The sequence below is a fragment of the Nocardioides flavescens genome, assembly GCF_009823805.1.
Taxonomy (GTDB): Bacteria; Actinomycetota; Actinomycetes; order Propionibacteriales; family Nocardioidaceae; genus Nocardioides; species Nocardioides flavescens.
The window spans coordinates 315,211-329,892 of the sequence record NZ_WUEK01000002.1 but is presented as its reverse complement, the minus strand read 5'-3'; the positions used below and the strand labels follow the sequence as shown (position 1 = coordinate 329,892).

The following is a 14,682-nucleotide window of genomic DNA, read 5'->3' as shown; positions in this document are numbered from 1 at the left end:
CGCCCGCCTCAACCAGCGGTCGGCTCGAACGGCTCGCCGTCGAAGCGCTCGCGCGTCACGAACTCCTCGACGGCCTGACGCTTCAGGCGGGTGAGCTGCTTGACCGGCTTGCCGAGAGGGACGACCGCCGCGACGGCGTACTCCTCCGGGATGCCGAGGAGCGCGCGCACGTCGGGCTCGCGGGCGACCGCCATCGTGGTGATGGTGCCGCCGAAGCCCTCGGCGCGGGCGGCGAGCAGGAGGTTCCAGACCAGGGGGTAGACCGAGGCGCCGGAGACGACGCCGATCCGGTCGAGGTCCTGGTCCATCGCCGCGACCCGCCCGAGGTCGACGCAGACGACCACGACGACGGCGGCCGTCAGGACCGGCTCGGTGAACGACGGCGGCACCGGCGTCGCTGCGATCTCCTCGGCGCTCGGGCCGGGGGCGTGGAGCGGGTTCCACGGCGACTCCCCCGCGTTGCGCTGCGCCATGTAGCGCCGCACGGCGAGCTCGTTGAGCTCGGCGAGCCGCTCCCGGGCCTCCTGGTCGGTGACCAGCACGAGGTGCGCGCCCTGCCGGTTGCCGCCGCTGGGGGCGAACCGCGCGTGGTCGAGGATGCGGTGCAGCACCTCGTCGGGCAGCGGGTCGCCGGTGAACTCACGGACCGCGGCGGTCGTGCGCATGACGTCGTAGAGCTCCATGACCCCAGTCTGGCCCCACTAGTGTCACCAGCATGGAACCCGTCACCGGACTCGCCCTGGGCCGCATCGCCGTCGGCGTCACCTCGCTCGCCGCGCCCGACCTCACCGCCCGCGTGCTGGGCCTCGACCCCGCCGCGCGCACGCAGACGGCGTACGTCGCCCGGCTGTTCGGCGCGCGCGAGATCGCGCTGGGTGCGCTCACGGTCGCCGCGCGGGGGCCCGCCCTGCGCGCCCTGGTGCTGGCCGGCGTGGCGGTCGACCTGGCCGACGCGGCGACGGGCGTCGCGGGCGCCCGCCAGGCGGCCGTGTCGACGCGCTCGGCCGCCGCGCTCGTGGCCCCGGCCGTCGGGGCGGTCGTCGTGGGCGTCGGCTGGCTGCGTTCCGGCCGCTCCTAGGAGCTGATCAGGAACGCTATGAGCGCCGCGGTGCCGACGACCACGATGACGACGCGCAGCGCCACCGCGGGCAGCCGCCGTCCGACGCTCGCGCCGATCTGACCGCCCAACGTCGATCCGACGCCGATGAGCAGCACCACCAGCCAGTCGACGTCGGCGACGAAGGCGAACAGGATGCCGGCGACGAGGTTGACGATCGCGGCGAGGACGTTCTTCACGGCGTTGAGCCGCTGCAGGCTCTCCTGGATGCCGATGCCCATGACGGCCATCAGCAGCACGCCCTGGGCGGCCCCGAAGTAGCCGCCGTAGACGCCGGTCAGCAGCACGGCGGGCCACACCCACACCGCCCCGCCGACCGCGTCGACGACCCGTCCGGTGCGGGCGTTGCGAGCCGCGACGGCCCGTGAGATGCGCGGCTGCAGCACGACCATGAGCAGTCCGAAGACGATCAGCGCCGGCACCACCGCACCGAACGCGTCGTCGGGCAGCACGAGGAGCAGCACCCCGCCGACCACGCCGCCGATGAGCGAGGCCGAGCCGAGGCGCAGGAGCCGAGTGCGCTGGCCGGCGAGCTCGCGGCGGTAGCCCCAGGCACCCGAGAGGGAGCCCGGGACCAGGCCGATGGTGTTGGAGACGTTGGCCGTCACCGGGGGGACGCCGAACGCCAGCAGGGTCGGGAACGTGATCAGCGTCCCCGACCCCACCAGCGTGTTGATCGTGCCGGCTCCGAGCCCGGCGAGTCCGACGAGGACCGCCTCGAGCGGGCTCACCGGTGACGAGGGTCAGCCACCGGCGGGCGGCTCCCCCGGCGACGGGTCGCCGCTCGGCGGCGGTGGGACGTCAGCGGCGGGGGCGGGAGCGGCCGGCGTCGACGCGCCCGGGCGGGCGGCGCTCTCGGCCTCACGGATCGCGGCCTGGACGGCCTCGTTGGCCTTGCTCACCTCGGTGTCGACGTCCCTGTCGACGGCCCCGTCACCTCCGGTGCGGGGCACCACCGGCTCGGACGGGCCCATGTCGACCCGACGCTTCGGGCCGGGCAGGTCCTTGGGGATGCCCGCGAGCTCGGTCACCGTCGAGCCGAGCCCCTCGAGGGCCTTGGTGATCTCGCTGGGCACGATCCAGACCTTGTTGGCGTCGCCCTCGGCGATCTTCGGCATCATCTGGAGGTACTGGTAGGCGAGCAGCGACTGGTCGGGCTGACCGTCGTGGATCGCCTGGAAGACCGTCTGGATGGCCTGCCCCTCACCCTGGGCCCGGAGGATCTGCGACTCCCGGTCGGCCTGGGCCCGCAGGATCTGCGACTCGCGGTCACCCTCGGCGTTGAGGATCGCGGACTGCTTGTTGCCCTCCGCGGTGAGGATCGCCGACTGGCGCTGGCCCTCGGCGGAGAGGATGAGCGCACGCTTGTCGCGGTCGGCGCGCATCTGCTTCTCCATCGCGTCCTTGATGGAGGGCGGCGGGTCGATGCCCTTGATCTCGACGCGGTTGACGCGGATGCCCCACTTGCCGGTCGCCTCGTCGAGCACGCCGCGCAGACCGTGGTTGATCTCCTCACGGCTGGTGAGCGTCTGCTCGAGGTCCATGCCACCGACGATGTTGCGCAGCGTGGTCATCGTGAGCTGCTCGACGGCCTGGATGTAGTTGGCGATCTCGTAGGTCGCCGCGATCGGGTCGGTGACCTGGAAGTAGATGACCGTGTCGATCGAGACCACGAGGTTGTCCTCGGTGATCACCGGCTGCGGCGGGAAGCTCACGACCTGCTCGCGCAGGTCGATGAGGTAGCGCACCTTGTCGATGAACGGCACGACGATGTTGAGGCCGGCCGGGAGGGTCTGCTTGTACTTGCCGAACCGCTCGACGATCCCCGCCCGGGCCTGCGGCACGATGCGCACCGTCTTGGCCAGGAGGGTCACGAGGAACAGGAACAGCAGGACGACGATGATCAGCACGACGAGTGCGGTCACGGTGGTGTCCTTCCTGGTGGGGCGGTGTGGAACAGGTCTAGGGCTCGAGCGACGGCACCGGGTGGACGTACGCCGTCGCGCCGCGGATCTCGAGCACCTCGACGGTCTCGCCGGGCTCGATCACCAGCGTCTCGTCGTACGGCTTGGCCGACCAGATCTCGCCGGCGAGCTTGACCCGGCCGGACTCGATCGCGGTGACGCGCTCGGTGACGCGACCCTGCTGGCCGACCAGCTTGCCGTGGCCGAGCGACAGCTCGGGCCCGCCGTGCAGCCGCTTGACCAGCGGCGGGCGGATCACGGCGATGCAGGCGACCGAGGCGACGGCGGCGAGGATCGCGGAGACGGCGAACCCGGCACCGAGCAGCGCCGAGACCAGGCCGACGAGGGCGCCCAGCGCGAGCATGCCCATGACGAGGTCGAGGCTGAACATCTCCGCGATGCCGAAGGCCACGGCGAGGCCGAGCCAGACCGCCGCGAGGTGGTCCGACAGCCAGTCCATGACGTCGAACCTACGCCACGCCCCGTCAGCGCACGCGGCGGCGGGCCGACCAGCGACCGTCCTGGTGCTGCAGCACCAGCGGCATGCCGAAGGTCGCGGACAGGTGCTCCTCGGTGAGGACCTCCTCGACCGGCCCGGCCGCGACGACGGCGCCCTTCTGGAGCAGCAGCGCGTGCGTGAACCCCGGCGGGATCTCCTCGACGTGGTGGGAGACCAGCACGGTGGCGGGCGAGGCGGTGTCGGCGGCGAGGACGCTGAGGGTGGAGACGAGGTCCTCGCGTCCACCGAGGTCGAGGCCCGCGGCGGGCTCGTCGAGCAGGAGCAGCTCGGGGTCGGCCATCAGGGCGCGGGCGATCTGCACCCGCTTGCGCTCGCCCTCGCTGAGGGTGCCGAACGTGCGGTCGGCGAGGTGACGGACCCCGAGCTCGGTGAGCAGCTCGACCGCGCGGTCGTGGTCGAGGGCGTCGTACTCCTCGCGCCAGCGGCCCACTACGCCGTACGACGCGGAGACGACGACGTCGCGCACCGCCTCGGCGCGCGGGATCCGCTCGGCCAGCGCCGCGCTGGTCAGACCGATGCGCGGGCGCAGCTCGAAGACGTCGACGGTGCCGAGGACCTCCTCGAGGATGCCCGCGACGCCCTCGGTCGGGTGCAGCTGCGCGGAGGCGACCTGGATGAGCGTGGTCTTGCCGGCGCCGTTGGGCCCGAGGACGACCCAGCGCTCGTCGTCCTCGACGGTCCAGTCGACGCCGTCGAGCAGGGTGGCCTGGCCACGGCGGACGGTGACGCCGGCGAACTCGAGGACGGCGACCATGGCGGCAACCCTATAGACACCCCACCTCGCGACGGCGCGTAGCCTCGCCCGGCGTGGACGACGCACCCTCCCCCCTCCCCGAGGCCCTGCGGCTCGCGTGGTGGGGCACCGCGTGGCTGCGCGGGCACGTCGTCGCCGACGAGCTGATCGACGCCGTCGTCGACCACGACGCCACCCACCTGCTCGCCGTCGGCGACGAGGTCTCGCCGCTGGCCGTCGGTCTCGGCGCGCTGCGCTCGCGGGGCGCCGACGCGGTCGGTGCGGCGGTGCCCGCCGAGGGCGACCCCGTCGGGCTGGGCGGCCCGCGGGCGTTCAACGACGCGGCCCTCGAGGTCGGTCAGGCCGTCGTCGTCGTCGACGCGGCCGGCTTCCCGGTGTGCGGGCTGGTGCCCGAGCGGGTGGGCGCCGCCGTGACCTGGCGTGCCGAGCCGGCCGAGCGCCGCCAGCTCCCCGACGTCGGCGAGGCCGACCGCGGCCTGCGCACCGCACTGCTCGAGGCCGCCGAGACCCTCGCGCGCCTGGAAGTGGCCCGCTGGCGCCCCGAGGTCGCCGACACGCTGATGAACCTGCGGCACCGGCCCGCCCCTGAGGCGCCGGCCGGCGTACCGGCCCGGTGCGTGGAGCTGGCCGCCCGCGGACTGCAGGCCCTCGAGATCGTCGACCTCGCGCTCGAGGACGACGGCGGTGCGATCACCGCGCTCGAGGCGTCCAGCCGCCGCGAGGCGCTGGTGCCGCTCGGCCGGGCGGGGCGCCGAGCCCTGGTCGCGGCCGGCTCCCCGGAGGTCTGGCCCCCCGCCTGAGAGGCATGTCAGCCGCGCGCGGGGTGGGGCGACACCGCCTCGGTCCAGACCTCGACCAGGTCGGTCAGCCGATCCGAGGTGGCATCGAGCGAGGCGAACGTCGCCACGTGGAACGTCTCACCCTCGAGCTCGACGTGCGCCCGCAGCACCCCGCGCTCGCCGCCGTCGACGACCTCGTCCGCGGTGAAGACCCAGCCGCCGTCGTAGTCACGGTTGAACGCCACGAACCCGTCGGCGTCGTACTGCTCGCCGGTGTGCAGCAGCGTCACGACCGTGGTGTCTGCGAGAACTGCCCGGAGCCGGGTCCAGTCGCGGGTGGCGATCGACTCGGCGTACGTCGTCAGGAGCTGCACGGTCTCGGCCATGCCCGGACTCTGCACCCCGGCACCGACAGGACCCCACGATGGCCTAGCCTCAGGGCCCGATGAACGAGCACGAGGGTCCCCGTCCCGAGACGCTGCTCATCACCCTCACCGGCCACGACCGGCCGGGCGTGACCTCGCGGGTCTTCGCGACGTTGTCGCGCTCCGGGGTCGAGGTGGTCGACGTCGAGCAGATCGTCCTGAGGCGCCGGCTGATCCTCGGCGTGCTGGTGACCGTGCCGCGCGACTGGCAGCGCCTCGGCGACGCCGTGCGCGACACCGCCGCCGAGCTGGGCATGAGCGTGGAGATCGAGCGCGGCTCCGGCGACAACACCTCGCGCCGCGGTGGTCGCTCGCACGTCACCGTCCTCGGCACACCGCTGCGCGCCCCGGCGATGGCCGCGGTCACGGGCCGCATCGCCGACTGCGGCGCCAACATCGACCGCATCGAGCGGATGGCGCGCTACCCCGTCACCGCCATCGACCTGCACGTCTCCGGGGTCGAGACCGAGCGGCTGCGCGCCCTCCTCGCCCCGGAGGCCGCGGCGCAGGGCATCGACGTCGCCGTGCAGCCGGCCAACCTGCTGCGCCACGGCATGCGCCTGATCGTCATGGACGTCGACTCGACGCTGATCCAGGGCGAGGTCATCGAGATGCTCGCCGCGCACGCCGGCTACGAGCGCGAGGTCGCGGAGGTGACCGAGGCCGCCATGCGCGGCGAGCTCGACTTCGAGGAGTCGCTGCGCGCCCGGGTGCGGCTGCTCGAGGGCGTGCCGGAGTCGGCGTTCGACGAGGTGTACGCCGGCATCGAGCTCGCTCCGGGTGCCCGCACCATGGTGCGCATCCTGCGCCGCCTCGGCTACCGCTTCGCGCTCGTCTCGGGCGGTTTCAGCCAGATCACCGACCGGCTCGCGGCCGACCTCGGCATCCACTTCTCACGCGCCAACCTGCTCGAGGTCGTCGACGGCCGACTGACCGGCGAGGTGCTCGGCGAGGTCGTGGACCGGCCGGGCAAGGCGCGGGCGCTGCGGGAGTTCGCGGCCGAGCTCGGCCTGACCGAGGCGGCGACGATCGCCATCGGCGACGGCGCCAACGACCTCGACATGCTCAACGCCGCCGGGCTCGGGGTCGCGTTCAACGCCAAGCCCGCGGTGCGCGACGCCGCCGACACCTCGGTCAACGTGCCCTACCTCGACACGATCCTCTACCTGCTCGGCATCTCCCGCGAGGAGATCGAGGCCGCCGACGCCGAGGCCGGCGTCGTCACGCCCGCACCGCCCGTCTGACCCGCGACGTCGAACGGTGGTTGAGGAGGTCGCGCTGGCGACCGTCTCGAAACCACCCCGCTGCCCTGGCACTGGTTTCGAGACAGGACTTCGTCCTTCCTCAACCACCGAAGCGGGGCAGGCTCAGCCGCGCCCGACGTGGAACGCGACGGCGCTGGCGGAGGCTTCGTCGATCTCGTCCCAGTCGCCGTCGTAGCTGAAGACGGCGACGGCGCAGGTGGGGAAGCCGAGGCTGATGTCGTTGCCGGCGTCGGCGTCGCCCTCCCCGTCGTCCAGCAGCGCCGCGAGCGAGGCCATCGTCGGGTTGTGGCCGAGCAGCACGAGGGTGCCGACGTGCTCCTCGGTGGCCCGCACCAGGTCGAGCGCGGACTCGGTGCCCGCCTCGTACAACGCCTCCTCGAGGGTGGCCTCGAGGTCCCAGCCGGCACCCTCGCAGAGCGCGTCCCAGGTCTGCTCCGTGCGCGCCGCCGCCGACACGATCGCGGCGTCCGGGCGCACGCCGCGCCCCGCGAGCCACGCGCCCGCCTCCACGGCGTCCGCGACCCCGCTGTCGGTCAGCCGGCGCGCGATGTCGCTCGGCGCGGACTGCTCCGCCTTGGCGTGGCGGACGACGACGAGGGTCTTCTGCTCACTCACGGCGCGAGTGTGCCACGGCGGCTGCGACCGACACCCTAGGGTGGCGGTCATGCCCGGCGGACCACTCATGATCATCGGCGGCGCCGAGGACAAGCTGCGCAGGCGGCGCATCCTCAAGGAGTTCGTCGCCCTCAGCGGCGGGCCCGACGCGCGCATCGCGGTCATCCCCACCGCCTCGAGCCTCGGTCCCGAGGTCGTCGAGGTCTACGACGCCCTCTTCCGGGCCGAGGGAGCGGCCGAGGTGCACACCGTGCGTCCGGAGAGCCGCGAGGAGGCCGGCGACGAGGAGCTCGTCGAGCAGCTCGGCAAGGCGACCGGCGTCTTCATGACCGGCGGCAACCAGCTCAAGCTCAGCTCCATCGTGTGCGGCACCCCGGTCGGCGACGCCATCGTGGCCGCGCACGAGCGCGGCGCGTGCGTGGGCGGTACGTCGGCCGGCGCCTCGATCCAGTCGAGCCACATGCTCGCCTTCGGCGTCGGCGGCTCGACGCCGAAGCAGCGGATGACCCAGATGGCGGCGGGGCTCGGCCTGGTGCCCGGCACGGTGATCGACCAGCACTTCGAGCAGCGCAACCGCTACGGTCGCCTGCTGATGATCGTCGCCCAGTCCCCCCAGCTGCTCGGGATGGGCGTCGACGAGGACACCGCGGCACTGGTGCAGGACGGCGTGCTCAGCGTCATCGGACGCGGCGCGGTGACCCTGCTCGACCCGTCGTCCATCACGACCAACGCCTTCGAGGCGCGCCGCTCGGCCCCGCTGCTGGCGAGCGGCGTGGTGCTGCACGTGCTGCCGGAGGGCGCCCGCTTCGACCTCGCCACCCGCACCCTGCTCCCCTACGGCGTCGAGGTGGACCCCACCGAGGCCGCCGAGATGGAGGAGGCGGGCCGCGACCTGCGCCAGATGGCGCGCGACATCGCCGCCAGCGACGCCTCGCCGAGCGTCCTGCGCCGCCGCCTCAAGCGGACCCGCAAGAAGAAGGCCGGCGCCGACGAGACCACGGACGGAGACCACGCATGACCGAACGCCCCACGCCCGACCTCTCGATCCTCGAGACCCGCGTCTACCGCGGGGCCAACGTCTGGTCCTACGAGCGCGCGATCCACCTCGTGGTCGACCTCGGCTCGCTGGAGAAGTTCCCCACCAACACCATCCCGGGCTTCACCGACAACATCCTCGAGATGCTCCCGGGGCTGCGCGAGCACTCCTGCTCGCGCGGTCGGCGGGGCGGGTTCGTCGAGCGACTCAACGAGGGCACCTGGCTCGGTCACGTCGCCGAGCACAGCGCCCTGGCCCTCCAGCAGGTCGTCGGTCATGACGTGCGCCGCGGCAAGACGCGCGCCGTCAAGGGCGAGCCGGGCCACTACAACGTCGTCTTCGGCTACGTCGACGAGCAGGTCGGCCTCGCCGCCGGGCGGCTCGCCGTACGCCTCGTCAACCACCTCGTCCAGGCCGACCCGGAGTTCGACTGGGACGCCGAGCTCGAGGCGTTCATCCGCCGCGCCCAGCGCACGGCGTTCGGCCCGTCCACCCAGGCGATCCTCGACGAGGCCGTCTCCCGCGACATCCCGTGGATCCGGCTCAACCAGTACTCCCTGGTGCAGCTCGGCCAGGGCGTCCACGCCAAGCGCATCCGCGCGACGATGACCAGCGCGACCTCGGCGATCGCGGTCGACATCGCCTCCGACAAGGACCTCACCACCACCCTGCTCGGCGCGGCAGGCCTGCCCGTGCCCAAGCAGGAGTCGGTGCGCACGGTGGACCAGGCGGTGCGGGTGGCCGCGCGCATCGGCTACCCCGTCGTGGTCAAGCCGCTCGACGGCAACCACGGCCGCGGCGTGATGCTCGACCTCAAGGACGCCGACGAGGTGCGGGCGGCGTTCCCGGTCGCCCAGGAGCAGTCGCGGCGCGGCATCGTCATCGTCGAGTCGTTCGTCACCGGCAAGGACTACCGCTGCCTCATCATCGACGGCCGGGTCGCCGCGATCGCCGAGCGCGTGCCCGCCTCGGTGACCGGCGACGGCATCTCGACGCTCGAGCAGCTCGTCGACACCGCCAACGCCGACCCGCGGCGCGGCGTCGGCCACGAGAAGGTGCTGACCCGGATCAAGATCGACGACGCCGCCGTCGGGCTCGCCCGCGAGCAGGGCTACGAGATGAGCGACGTCCCGCCGGAGGGGCAGATGGTCAAGCTCGCTCTCACCGGCAACATGTCGACCGGTGGCATCTCGATCGACCGCACCTTCGAGGCGCACCCCGAGAACGTCGAGATCGCCGAGGAGGCCGCCCGCATGGTCGGCCTCGACATCGCGGGCATCGACTTCATCTGCCCCGACATCACCGAGCCGGTCCGCGAGACCGGCGGCGCCATCTGCGAGGTGAACGCCGCACCGGGGTTCCGCATGCACACCCACCCGACGATCGGCGAGCCGCAGTTCATCGCCAAGCCGGTCGTCGACATGCTGTTCCCGCCCGGGTCGCAGTCGCGGATCCCGATCGTGGCCGTCACCGGCACCAACGGCAAGACGACCACGAGCCGGATGATCAGTCACATCTTCAAGGGCATGGGCCGCAAGGTCGGGATGACCTCCACCGACGGCGTCGTCATCGACGAGCGCCTGGTGATCCGGGCCGACTCCTCGGGCCCGCGCTCCGCGCGGATGGTGCTGCAGAACCCCCGCGTCGACTTCGCGGTCTTCGAGGTCGCCCGCGGCGGCATCCTGCGCGAGGGACTCGGCTACGAGCGCAACGACGTCGCCGTCGTGCTCAACGTGCAGCCCGACCACCTCGGGCTGCGCGGCATCGACACCGTCGAGCAGCTCGCCGACGTCAAGGCCGTCATCGTCGAGGCGGTCCCCCGCGACGGCCACGCCGTGCTCAACGCCGACGACCCGCTCGTGCGCGAGATGCGCCGACGCTGCTCGGGCCAGGTGGTCTGGTTCTCGATGGAGGAGCCCGGCACCGAGACGCGCGACATGATCGACGCCCACTGCCGTCGCGGCGGCAAGGCGCTGGTGCTGAACCCCTCCGAGCGCGGCGAGATGATCGTCGTCAAGCACGGCCCCCGCGAGATGCAGCTGGCCTGGACCCACCTGCTGCCGGCCACCTTCGGCGGCCGGGCGCGGATGAACGTCCAGAACGCCCTCGGCGCCGCCGCCGCGGCGTTCGCGGCCGGAGCGCCGCTCCACGACATCCGCCAGGGGCTGCGGTCGTTCTCGACGAACTACTACCTCGCCCCCGGCCGCCTCAACGAGGTCGAGGTCAACGGCGTCAACGTCATCGTCGACTACTGCCACAACGCGCCCGGCATGCGCATGCTCGGCGACTTCGTCGACCGGGTCGGCGCGACGATGGAGGACGCCCACGAGCTCGCCCGTCCCTCGCGCATCGGCATCATCGCGACAGCGGGAGACCGCCGCGACGAGGACATGGTCGACCTCGGGCGCATCGCCGCCCAGCACTTCGACGTCGTCGTCGTCCGCGAGGACACCAACCCGCGCGGCCGGGCTCCCGGCGAGGTCGCCGAGCTCGTCGCGCAGGGCGTCCACGAGACGATGGACGACGGCGGGCGGTGCAAGCAGGTCGAGACCGTCCTCGACGAGATCGAGGCCGTGCGCCACGCCATGTCGCGCGCCAACCGCGGCGACCTCGTCGTCATCTGCGTCGACAACCACTCGGCCGTCATGACCGAGCTCGAGAACTGGTCGCCCCAGGCCCAGGCCGGCGCCGGCTGGGACCCCGAGGCTCCCGCCGCCGACCCCGACTACACCGCTCCCGAGGCGGCCCAGCCCGCCGACGCCTGAGCGCTGACGAGGGGGGCATTTCCCCGGCCAGCAGGCAGTCGGTGAACCTGGGGGCCTGAATTTCTGCCCCCAGGTTTACTTCTCCCGCCCTCGGTCGGGCGCTGGACCTTTCCCCGGTCGACCGGGGAAAGGTGATCCTGGGGGCCGACCGCTCCGCCTCGCGCCGGAGCCGCTCAGCCGGCGGCCGCGCGGACCTTCTCACGCAGCACGTCGGGCGAGTCGACGGTGCCGTCGTGCTCGGCGATCCAGGCGAAGACGCCGTCCTGCTCGGCGTGGGTCATCAGCCCGACGACGTCTCCGGGCAGCGCCTGGCCGACGAGGGCGGCGAGGCAATCCACCTCGGTGGGGTACGCCGGCACGTGGGCGACGCCGACCGACTCGGCGCCGGCGCGCAGGAGGTCCTCGAGCTCGGCCTCGGTGCGCCCGCGGAGGTACTTCTTCTTGTGGCCGATGGCGACGACGTCGCTGGCGCGGGCTCCGATCTCACCGAGAGCCGTGATCAGCTCGTCGGTGCGGTCGCCGACCGCCCCGAGGCCGAGCAGGAGCCGCGACCCCTCGGGCCGCAGCCCGGCCATCACCTCGGTGAGGGCCTCGAGGCTGGCCTCGTTGTGGGCGTTGTCGATGATCACGGTCGCCGCTCCCCCGGGCCGCGGGACGGAGAAGATGTTCATCCGGCCGCGGTTGTGCTCGGGGCCAGGGGCGAAGGTGCGCAGCCCCTCGACCACGGCGGCGCGCGGGAGGCCGATCGCGAGCCCGGCGGAGGCTGCGGCGAGGGCGTTCTCGACGTTGAAGTGGGAGAGTCCCGAGAGCGTCATCGGCACGTCGACGAGCTCGATCAACGGGTCGGGGTCGGCGTCGGGGGCGATCACCGAGATCCAGCCGTCGATGAGGGTGGTGGCGCGGCCCCCGTCGTCGAGGACCGCGCGGACAGCGGGCGAGGCCGAGTCACGGGAGAAGACCCACGGGCGCGCGCGCAGCGTCGCCCGCATGGCCAGCACGCGCGGGTCGTCGCCGTTCAGCACCGCCCAGCCCGACGAGCGGGTGATGCGCGGGACGACGCCCTTGACCTCGGCGAGCTGCTCGAGGGTGTCGATGCCGTGCAGCCCGAGGTGGTCGGCGGTGACGTTGGTGACCACGGAGACGTCGTTGCGGGTCAGGCCGATGCCCTTGAGCAGGATCCCGCCGCGCGCGGTCTCGGTGACCGCCAACTGCACCCCCGGCTGCGCGAGCACGCGTCCCGCGCCGCTCGGCCCGGAGAAGTCGCCGGCCTCGACGAGCTCGCCGTCGACGTAGATGCCGTCGGTGCTCGACCAGCCGACGTGGCGCCCGTCCGTGCGCGCGAGGTGGGCGATCATCCGCGAGGTGGTCGTCTTGCCGTTGGTGCCGGTCACCGCGACCACCGGCACGCGGGGCGTGAGGGTCGTCGGCGCAGGGCCGGGCTCGGTGTCGGCCACGCGGGCGGCCGCCGCTCCGACCGCCTCGTCGACGTCGCCGGTCAGCACGGCGTCGAGGACGTCGGCGACGGCGCGGCCCATCTCCTGGGCGCGGGTGCGGTGGCGCCAGGGGTAGGCGACGACGATGCGGTGGGGATCGCTCGTCGGGCGCACGCGTACGGCGAGCCGGGTCGCCCCGGACTCCAGCGCCACGGCGCGCACCAGCCGGCCGACCGCCCGCAGCGCGAACCGCTGCCGGAACCCGCTGTCGGGTGACCCGGGCCGGGCGCTGCGCAGCCCGATGCGGCCGGCGAAGCGCTTGGCCGTCTCCTCCGAGACCGCCGCCAGCCCCGAGATGTCGAGGGTCAGCTTGATGGCAGCGCGGGGGAAGTAGAGGTTGGGCCCTTCGAGCACCCGCAGCTCGACCAGCGACCCGGCGTTGCCATCCACGTGCTCGTCCACGAGCCGGACGTTACCCAGGTCGGGGCCGGTCAGGCGCCCATCGCGTGGAAACCGCCGTCGACGTGGACGATCTCGCCGCTGGTCGCCGGGAACAGGTCGGAGAGCAGTGCGCAGACGGCCTTGGCGGTCGGCTCGTGGTCCTTGTTGTCCCAGCCGAGCGGCGCCCGCGTGGTCCACAGCTCCTCGAGGTCCTCGAAGCCGGGGATGGCCTTCGCCGCAAGCGTCTTGAGCGGGCCGGCGGAGACGAGGTTGACCCGGATGCCGTCGGCGCCGAGGTCGCGGGCGAGGTAGCGGGAGGTCGACTCGAGCCCGGCCTTGGCCACGCCCATCCAGTCGTACGCCGGCCACGCGACGCTCGCGTCGAAGGTCAGGCCGACGATGCTCGACCCGGCGCCGAGCAGCGGCTTGGTGGCCATCGCCAGCGACTTCAGCGAGAACGCCGAGACCTGCACGGCCTGCGCGACGTCGTCCCACGGCCCGGTGAGGAACTTGCCGCCGAGCAGCGTCTCGGGGTTGCCGAACGCGATCGAGTGCACGACGCCGTCGAGGCCGTCGACGTGCTCGCGCACCTGCGCCTCGAGGCCCTCGAGGTGCTCCGGGTCGGTGACGTCGAGCTCGAGCACCGGCGGCTCGCTCGGCAGCCGCTTGGCGATGCGGCGGGTGATGCCGAGCGCGCGACCGAAGTTGGAGATGAGCACGGTCGCGCCCTGCTCCTGCGCGAACTTCGCCGTGGCGAAGCCGATCGAGGAGTCCATCGTCACGCCCGCGACGAGGATGCGCTTGCCGTCGAGGATGCCTGCCATGTCAGTGCCCCATTCCGAGTCCACCGTCGACCGGGATCACGGCCCCGGTGACGTACGCCGCGCCGTCGCTCGCCAGCCACGTGACCGCCTGGGCGACCTCCGCGGGCTGGGCGTAGCGCTGGAGCGGCACCTGCGCCTTGATCAGTGCCTTCTGCTCGTCGGTGAGCACCCCGGTCATGTCGGTCTCGACGAAGCCCGGCGCCACGACGTTCGCGGTGATCGAGCGCGAGCCGAGCTCGCGGGCGATCGAGCGCGCCATGCCGACCAGCCCGGCCTTGGACGCGGCGTAGTTGACCTGGCCCGCGGAGCCGAGCAGCCCGACGACGCTGCTGACGAAGACGATGCGACCGCGCCGCAGTCGCAGCATGCCCTTGGCCGCACGCTTGGCGAGGCGGTAGGAGCCGGTCAGGTTGGTGTCGATCACCGAGGACCAGTCGTCCTCCGACATCCGCAGCAGCAGCGTGTCGTGGGTGATGCCGGCGTTGGCGACCAGCACCTCGACCGGCCCGTGCGCCTCCTCGACGGTCGCGAACGCCGCCTCGACCTGCTCGGGGTCGGTGACGTCGCAGCGCACGTCGAGCGCGCCTTCGGGCGCTCCCCCGTTGCGAGTCGTCACCGCGACCTTGTCGCCCTGGGCCAGGAAGGCCTCGGCGATCGCGCGACCGATGCCGCGGTTGCCACCGGTGACCAGGACGGACCGGGGCTGGGCCTCCGCTGTCTGCTCGCTCACCCGCCCGAACCTAG

At 73.0% G+C, this 14,682-nt stretch carries 15 protein-coding genes; 5 read left to right on the top strand and 10 right to left on the bottom strand.

The genetic code is table 11. The annotated features are described in order from the left end of the window. Positions 1–8 precede the first annotated feature (8 nt). Complete coding sequence (locus GRQ65_RS04300) at positions 9–683, bottom strand: nitroreductase family protein (protein WP_160875495.1); 675 nt, start codon at positions 681–683, stop codon at positions 9–11. A 32-nt stretch (positions 684–715) separates the two neighbouring features. Between GRQ65_RS04300 and GRQ65_RS04295 the strand changes: the two genes are divergently transcribed. Next, positions 716–1,078, top strand: coding sequence for a hypothetical protein (locus GRQ65_RS04295; RefSeq protein WP_160875493.1), 363 nt, complete (start codon positions 716–718; stop codon positions 1,076–1,078). Here GRQ65_RS04295 and GRQ65_RS04290 read toward each other — a convergent pair. Genes GRQ65_RS04290 through GRQ65_RS04275 form a run of 4 tightly spaced genes read right to left on the bottom strand, consistent with a single transcriptional unit; the run spans position 1,075 to position 4,355 of the window. Next, the gene (locus GRQ65_RS04290) at positions 1,075–1,848 is read right to left on the bottom strand and encodes a TSUP family transporter (RefSeq protein ID WP_160875491.1); all 774 of its coding nucleotides are present in this window, start codon (positions 1,846–1,848) and stop codon (positions 1,075–1,077) included. The genes GRQ65_RS04295 and GRQ65_RS04290 overlap by 4 nt on opposite strands. A 12-nt stretch (positions 1,849–1,860) precedes the next feature. Continuing rightward, on the bottom strand, positions 1,861–3,042 hold the full coding sequence (locus tag GRQ65_RS04285; protein ID WP_160875489.1) for an SPFH domain-containing protein: 1,182 nt from the start codon (positions 3,040–3,042) through the stop codon (positions 1,861–1,863). A gap of 37 nt (positions 3,043–3,079) precedes the next feature. After that, a complete protein-coding gene (locus tag GRQ65_RS04280; RefSeq protein ID WP_160875487.1) occupies positions 3,080–3,541 on the bottom strand; it encodes an NfeD family protein in 462 nt (153 codons plus the stop codon). Between the two features lie 25 nt (positions 3,542–3,566). Then, a complete protein-coding gene (locus GRQ65_RS04275) occupies positions 3,567–4,355 on the bottom strand; it encodes an ABC transporter ATP-binding protein (protein ID WP_160875485.1) in 789 nt (262 codons plus the stop codon). A 53-nt stretch (positions 4,356–4,408) separates the two neighbouring features. Here GRQ65_RS04275 and GRQ65_RS04270 point away from each other — a divergent pair, with 53 nt between their 5' ends. After that, positions 4,409–5,155: an Rv1486c family protein gene (locus GRQ65_RS04270; protein ID WP_160875483.1), complete on the top strand. Its 747-nt coding sequence runs from the start codon at positions 4,409–4,411 to the stop codon at positions 5,153–5,155. A gap of 8 nt (positions 5,156–5,163) precedes the next feature. Here the strand turns inward: GRQ65_RS04270 and GRQ65_RS04265 are convergent, their stop codons facing one another. Beyond that, entirely contained in the window at positions 5,164–5,520 is a 357-nt protein-coding gene (locus GRQ65_RS04265) for a hypothetical protein (protein ID WP_160875481.1), read from the bottom strand. A 59-nt stretch (positions 5,521–5,579) separates the two neighbouring features. Between GRQ65_RS04265 and serB the strand changes: the two genes are divergently transcribed. Further along, positions 5,580–6,803 (top strand): phosphoserine phosphatase SerB, encoded by a 1,224-nt coding sequence (gene serB / locus GRQ65_RS04260; RefSeq protein WP_160875479.1) that lies wholly within the window; start codon positions 5,580–5,582, stop codon positions 6,801–6,803. A gap of 123 nt (positions 6,804–6,926) precedes the next feature. Here serB and GRQ65_RS04255 read toward each other — a convergent pair whose 3' ends face one another. Continuing rightward, the gene (locus tag GRQ65_RS04255; protein WP_337191483.1) at positions 6,927–7,439 is read right to left on the bottom strand and encodes a SixA phosphatase family protein; all 513 of its coding nucleotides are present in this window, start codon (positions 7,437–7,439) and stop codon (positions 6,927–6,929) included. A gap of 49 nt (positions 7,440–7,488) precedes the next feature. Here GRQ65_RS04255 and GRQ65_RS04250 point away from each other — a divergent pair, with 49 nt between their 5' ends. Both GRQ65_RS04250 and cphA read left to right on the top strand, forming a co-directional pair. Next, positions 7,489–8,457: a cyanophycinase gene (locus tag GRQ65_RS04250; protein WP_160875475.1), complete on the top strand. Its 969-nt coding sequence runs from the start codon at positions 7,489–7,491 to the stop codon at positions 8,455–8,457. After that, positions 8,454–11,240: a cyanophycin synthetase gene (cphA, locus tag GRQ65_RS04245; RefSeq protein WP_160875473.1), complete on the top strand. Its 2,787-nt coding sequence runs from the start codon at positions 8,454–8,456 to the stop codon at positions 11,238–11,240. Before GRQ65_RS04250 ends, cphA begins: the two co-directional genes overlap by 4 nt. A 173-nt stretch (positions 11,241–11,413) precedes the next feature. Here the strand turns inward: cphA and GRQ65_RS04240 are convergent, their stop codons facing one another. Genes GRQ65_RS04240 through GRQ65_RS04230 form a run of 3 tightly spaced genes read right to left on the bottom strand, consistent with a single transcriptional unit; the run spans position 11,414 to position 14,668 of the window. After that, positions 11,414–13,135, bottom strand: coding sequence for a Mur ligase family protein (locus tag GRQ65_RS04240; protein WP_337191482.1), 1,722 nt, complete (start codon positions 13,133–13,135; stop codon positions 11,414–11,416). Between the two features lie 29 nt (positions 13,136–13,164). After that, the gene (gene fabI, locus GRQ65_RS04235) at positions 13,165–13,938 is read right to left on the bottom strand and encodes an enoyl-ACP reductase FabI (protein ID WP_160875471.1); all 774 of its coding nucleotides are present in this window, start codon (positions 13,936–13,938) and stop codon (positions 13,165–13,167) included. Position 13,939: 1 nt separating this feature from the next. Beyond that, positions 13,940–14,668 carry a 3-oxoacyl-ACP reductase FabG gene (locus GRQ65_RS04230; RefSeq protein ID WP_160875469.1) on the bottom strand — a complete coding sequence of 243 codons (729 nt, stop codon included), beginning with the start codon at positions 14,666–14,668 and terminating at the stop codon, positions 13,940–13,942. Positions 14,669–14,682 lie beyond the last annotated feature (14 nt).

What these genes read in the sequence shown, in the direction of transcription:
- GRQ65_RS04265 (WP_160875481.1), bottom strand. Translation starts at nt 5,520, where the DNA reads ATGGCCGAGACCGTGCAGCTCCTGACGACGTACGCCGAGTCGATCGCC.
- GRQ65_RS04295 (WP_160875493.1), top strand. Translation starts at nt 716, where the DNA reads ATGGAACCCGTCACCGGACTCGCCCTGGGCCGCATCGCCGTCGGCGTC.
- GRQ65_RS04280 (WP_160875487.1), bottom strand. Translation starts at nt 3,541, where the DNA reads ATGGACTGGCTGTCGGACCACCTCGCGGCGGTCTGGCTCGGCCTCGCC.
- fabI (WP_160875471.1), bottom strand. Translation starts at nt 13,938, where the DNA reads ATGGCAGGCATCCTCGACGGCAAGCGCATCCTCGTCGCGGGCGTGACG.
- GRQ65_RS04275 (WP_160875485.1), bottom strand. Translation starts at nt 4,355, where the DNA reads ATGGTCGCCGTCCTCGAGTTCGCCGGCGTCACCGTCCGCCGTGGCCAG.
- serB (WP_160875479.1), top strand. Translation starts at nt 5,580, where the DNA reads ATGAACGAGCACGAGGGTCCCCGTCCCGAGACGCTGCTCATCACCCTC.
- cphA (WP_160875473.1), top strand. Translation starts at nt 8,454, where the DNA reads ATGACCGAACGCCCCACGCCCGACCTCTCGATCCTCGAGACCCGCGTC.
- GRQ65_RS04250 (WP_160875475.1), top strand. Translation starts at nt 7,489, where the DNA reads ATGCCCGGCGGACCACTCATGATCATCGGCGGCGCCGAGGACAAGCTG.
- GRQ65_RS04300 (WP_160875495.1), bottom strand. Translation starts at nt 683, where the DNA reads ATGGAGCTCTACGACGTCATGCGCACGACCGCCGCGGTCCGTGAGTTC.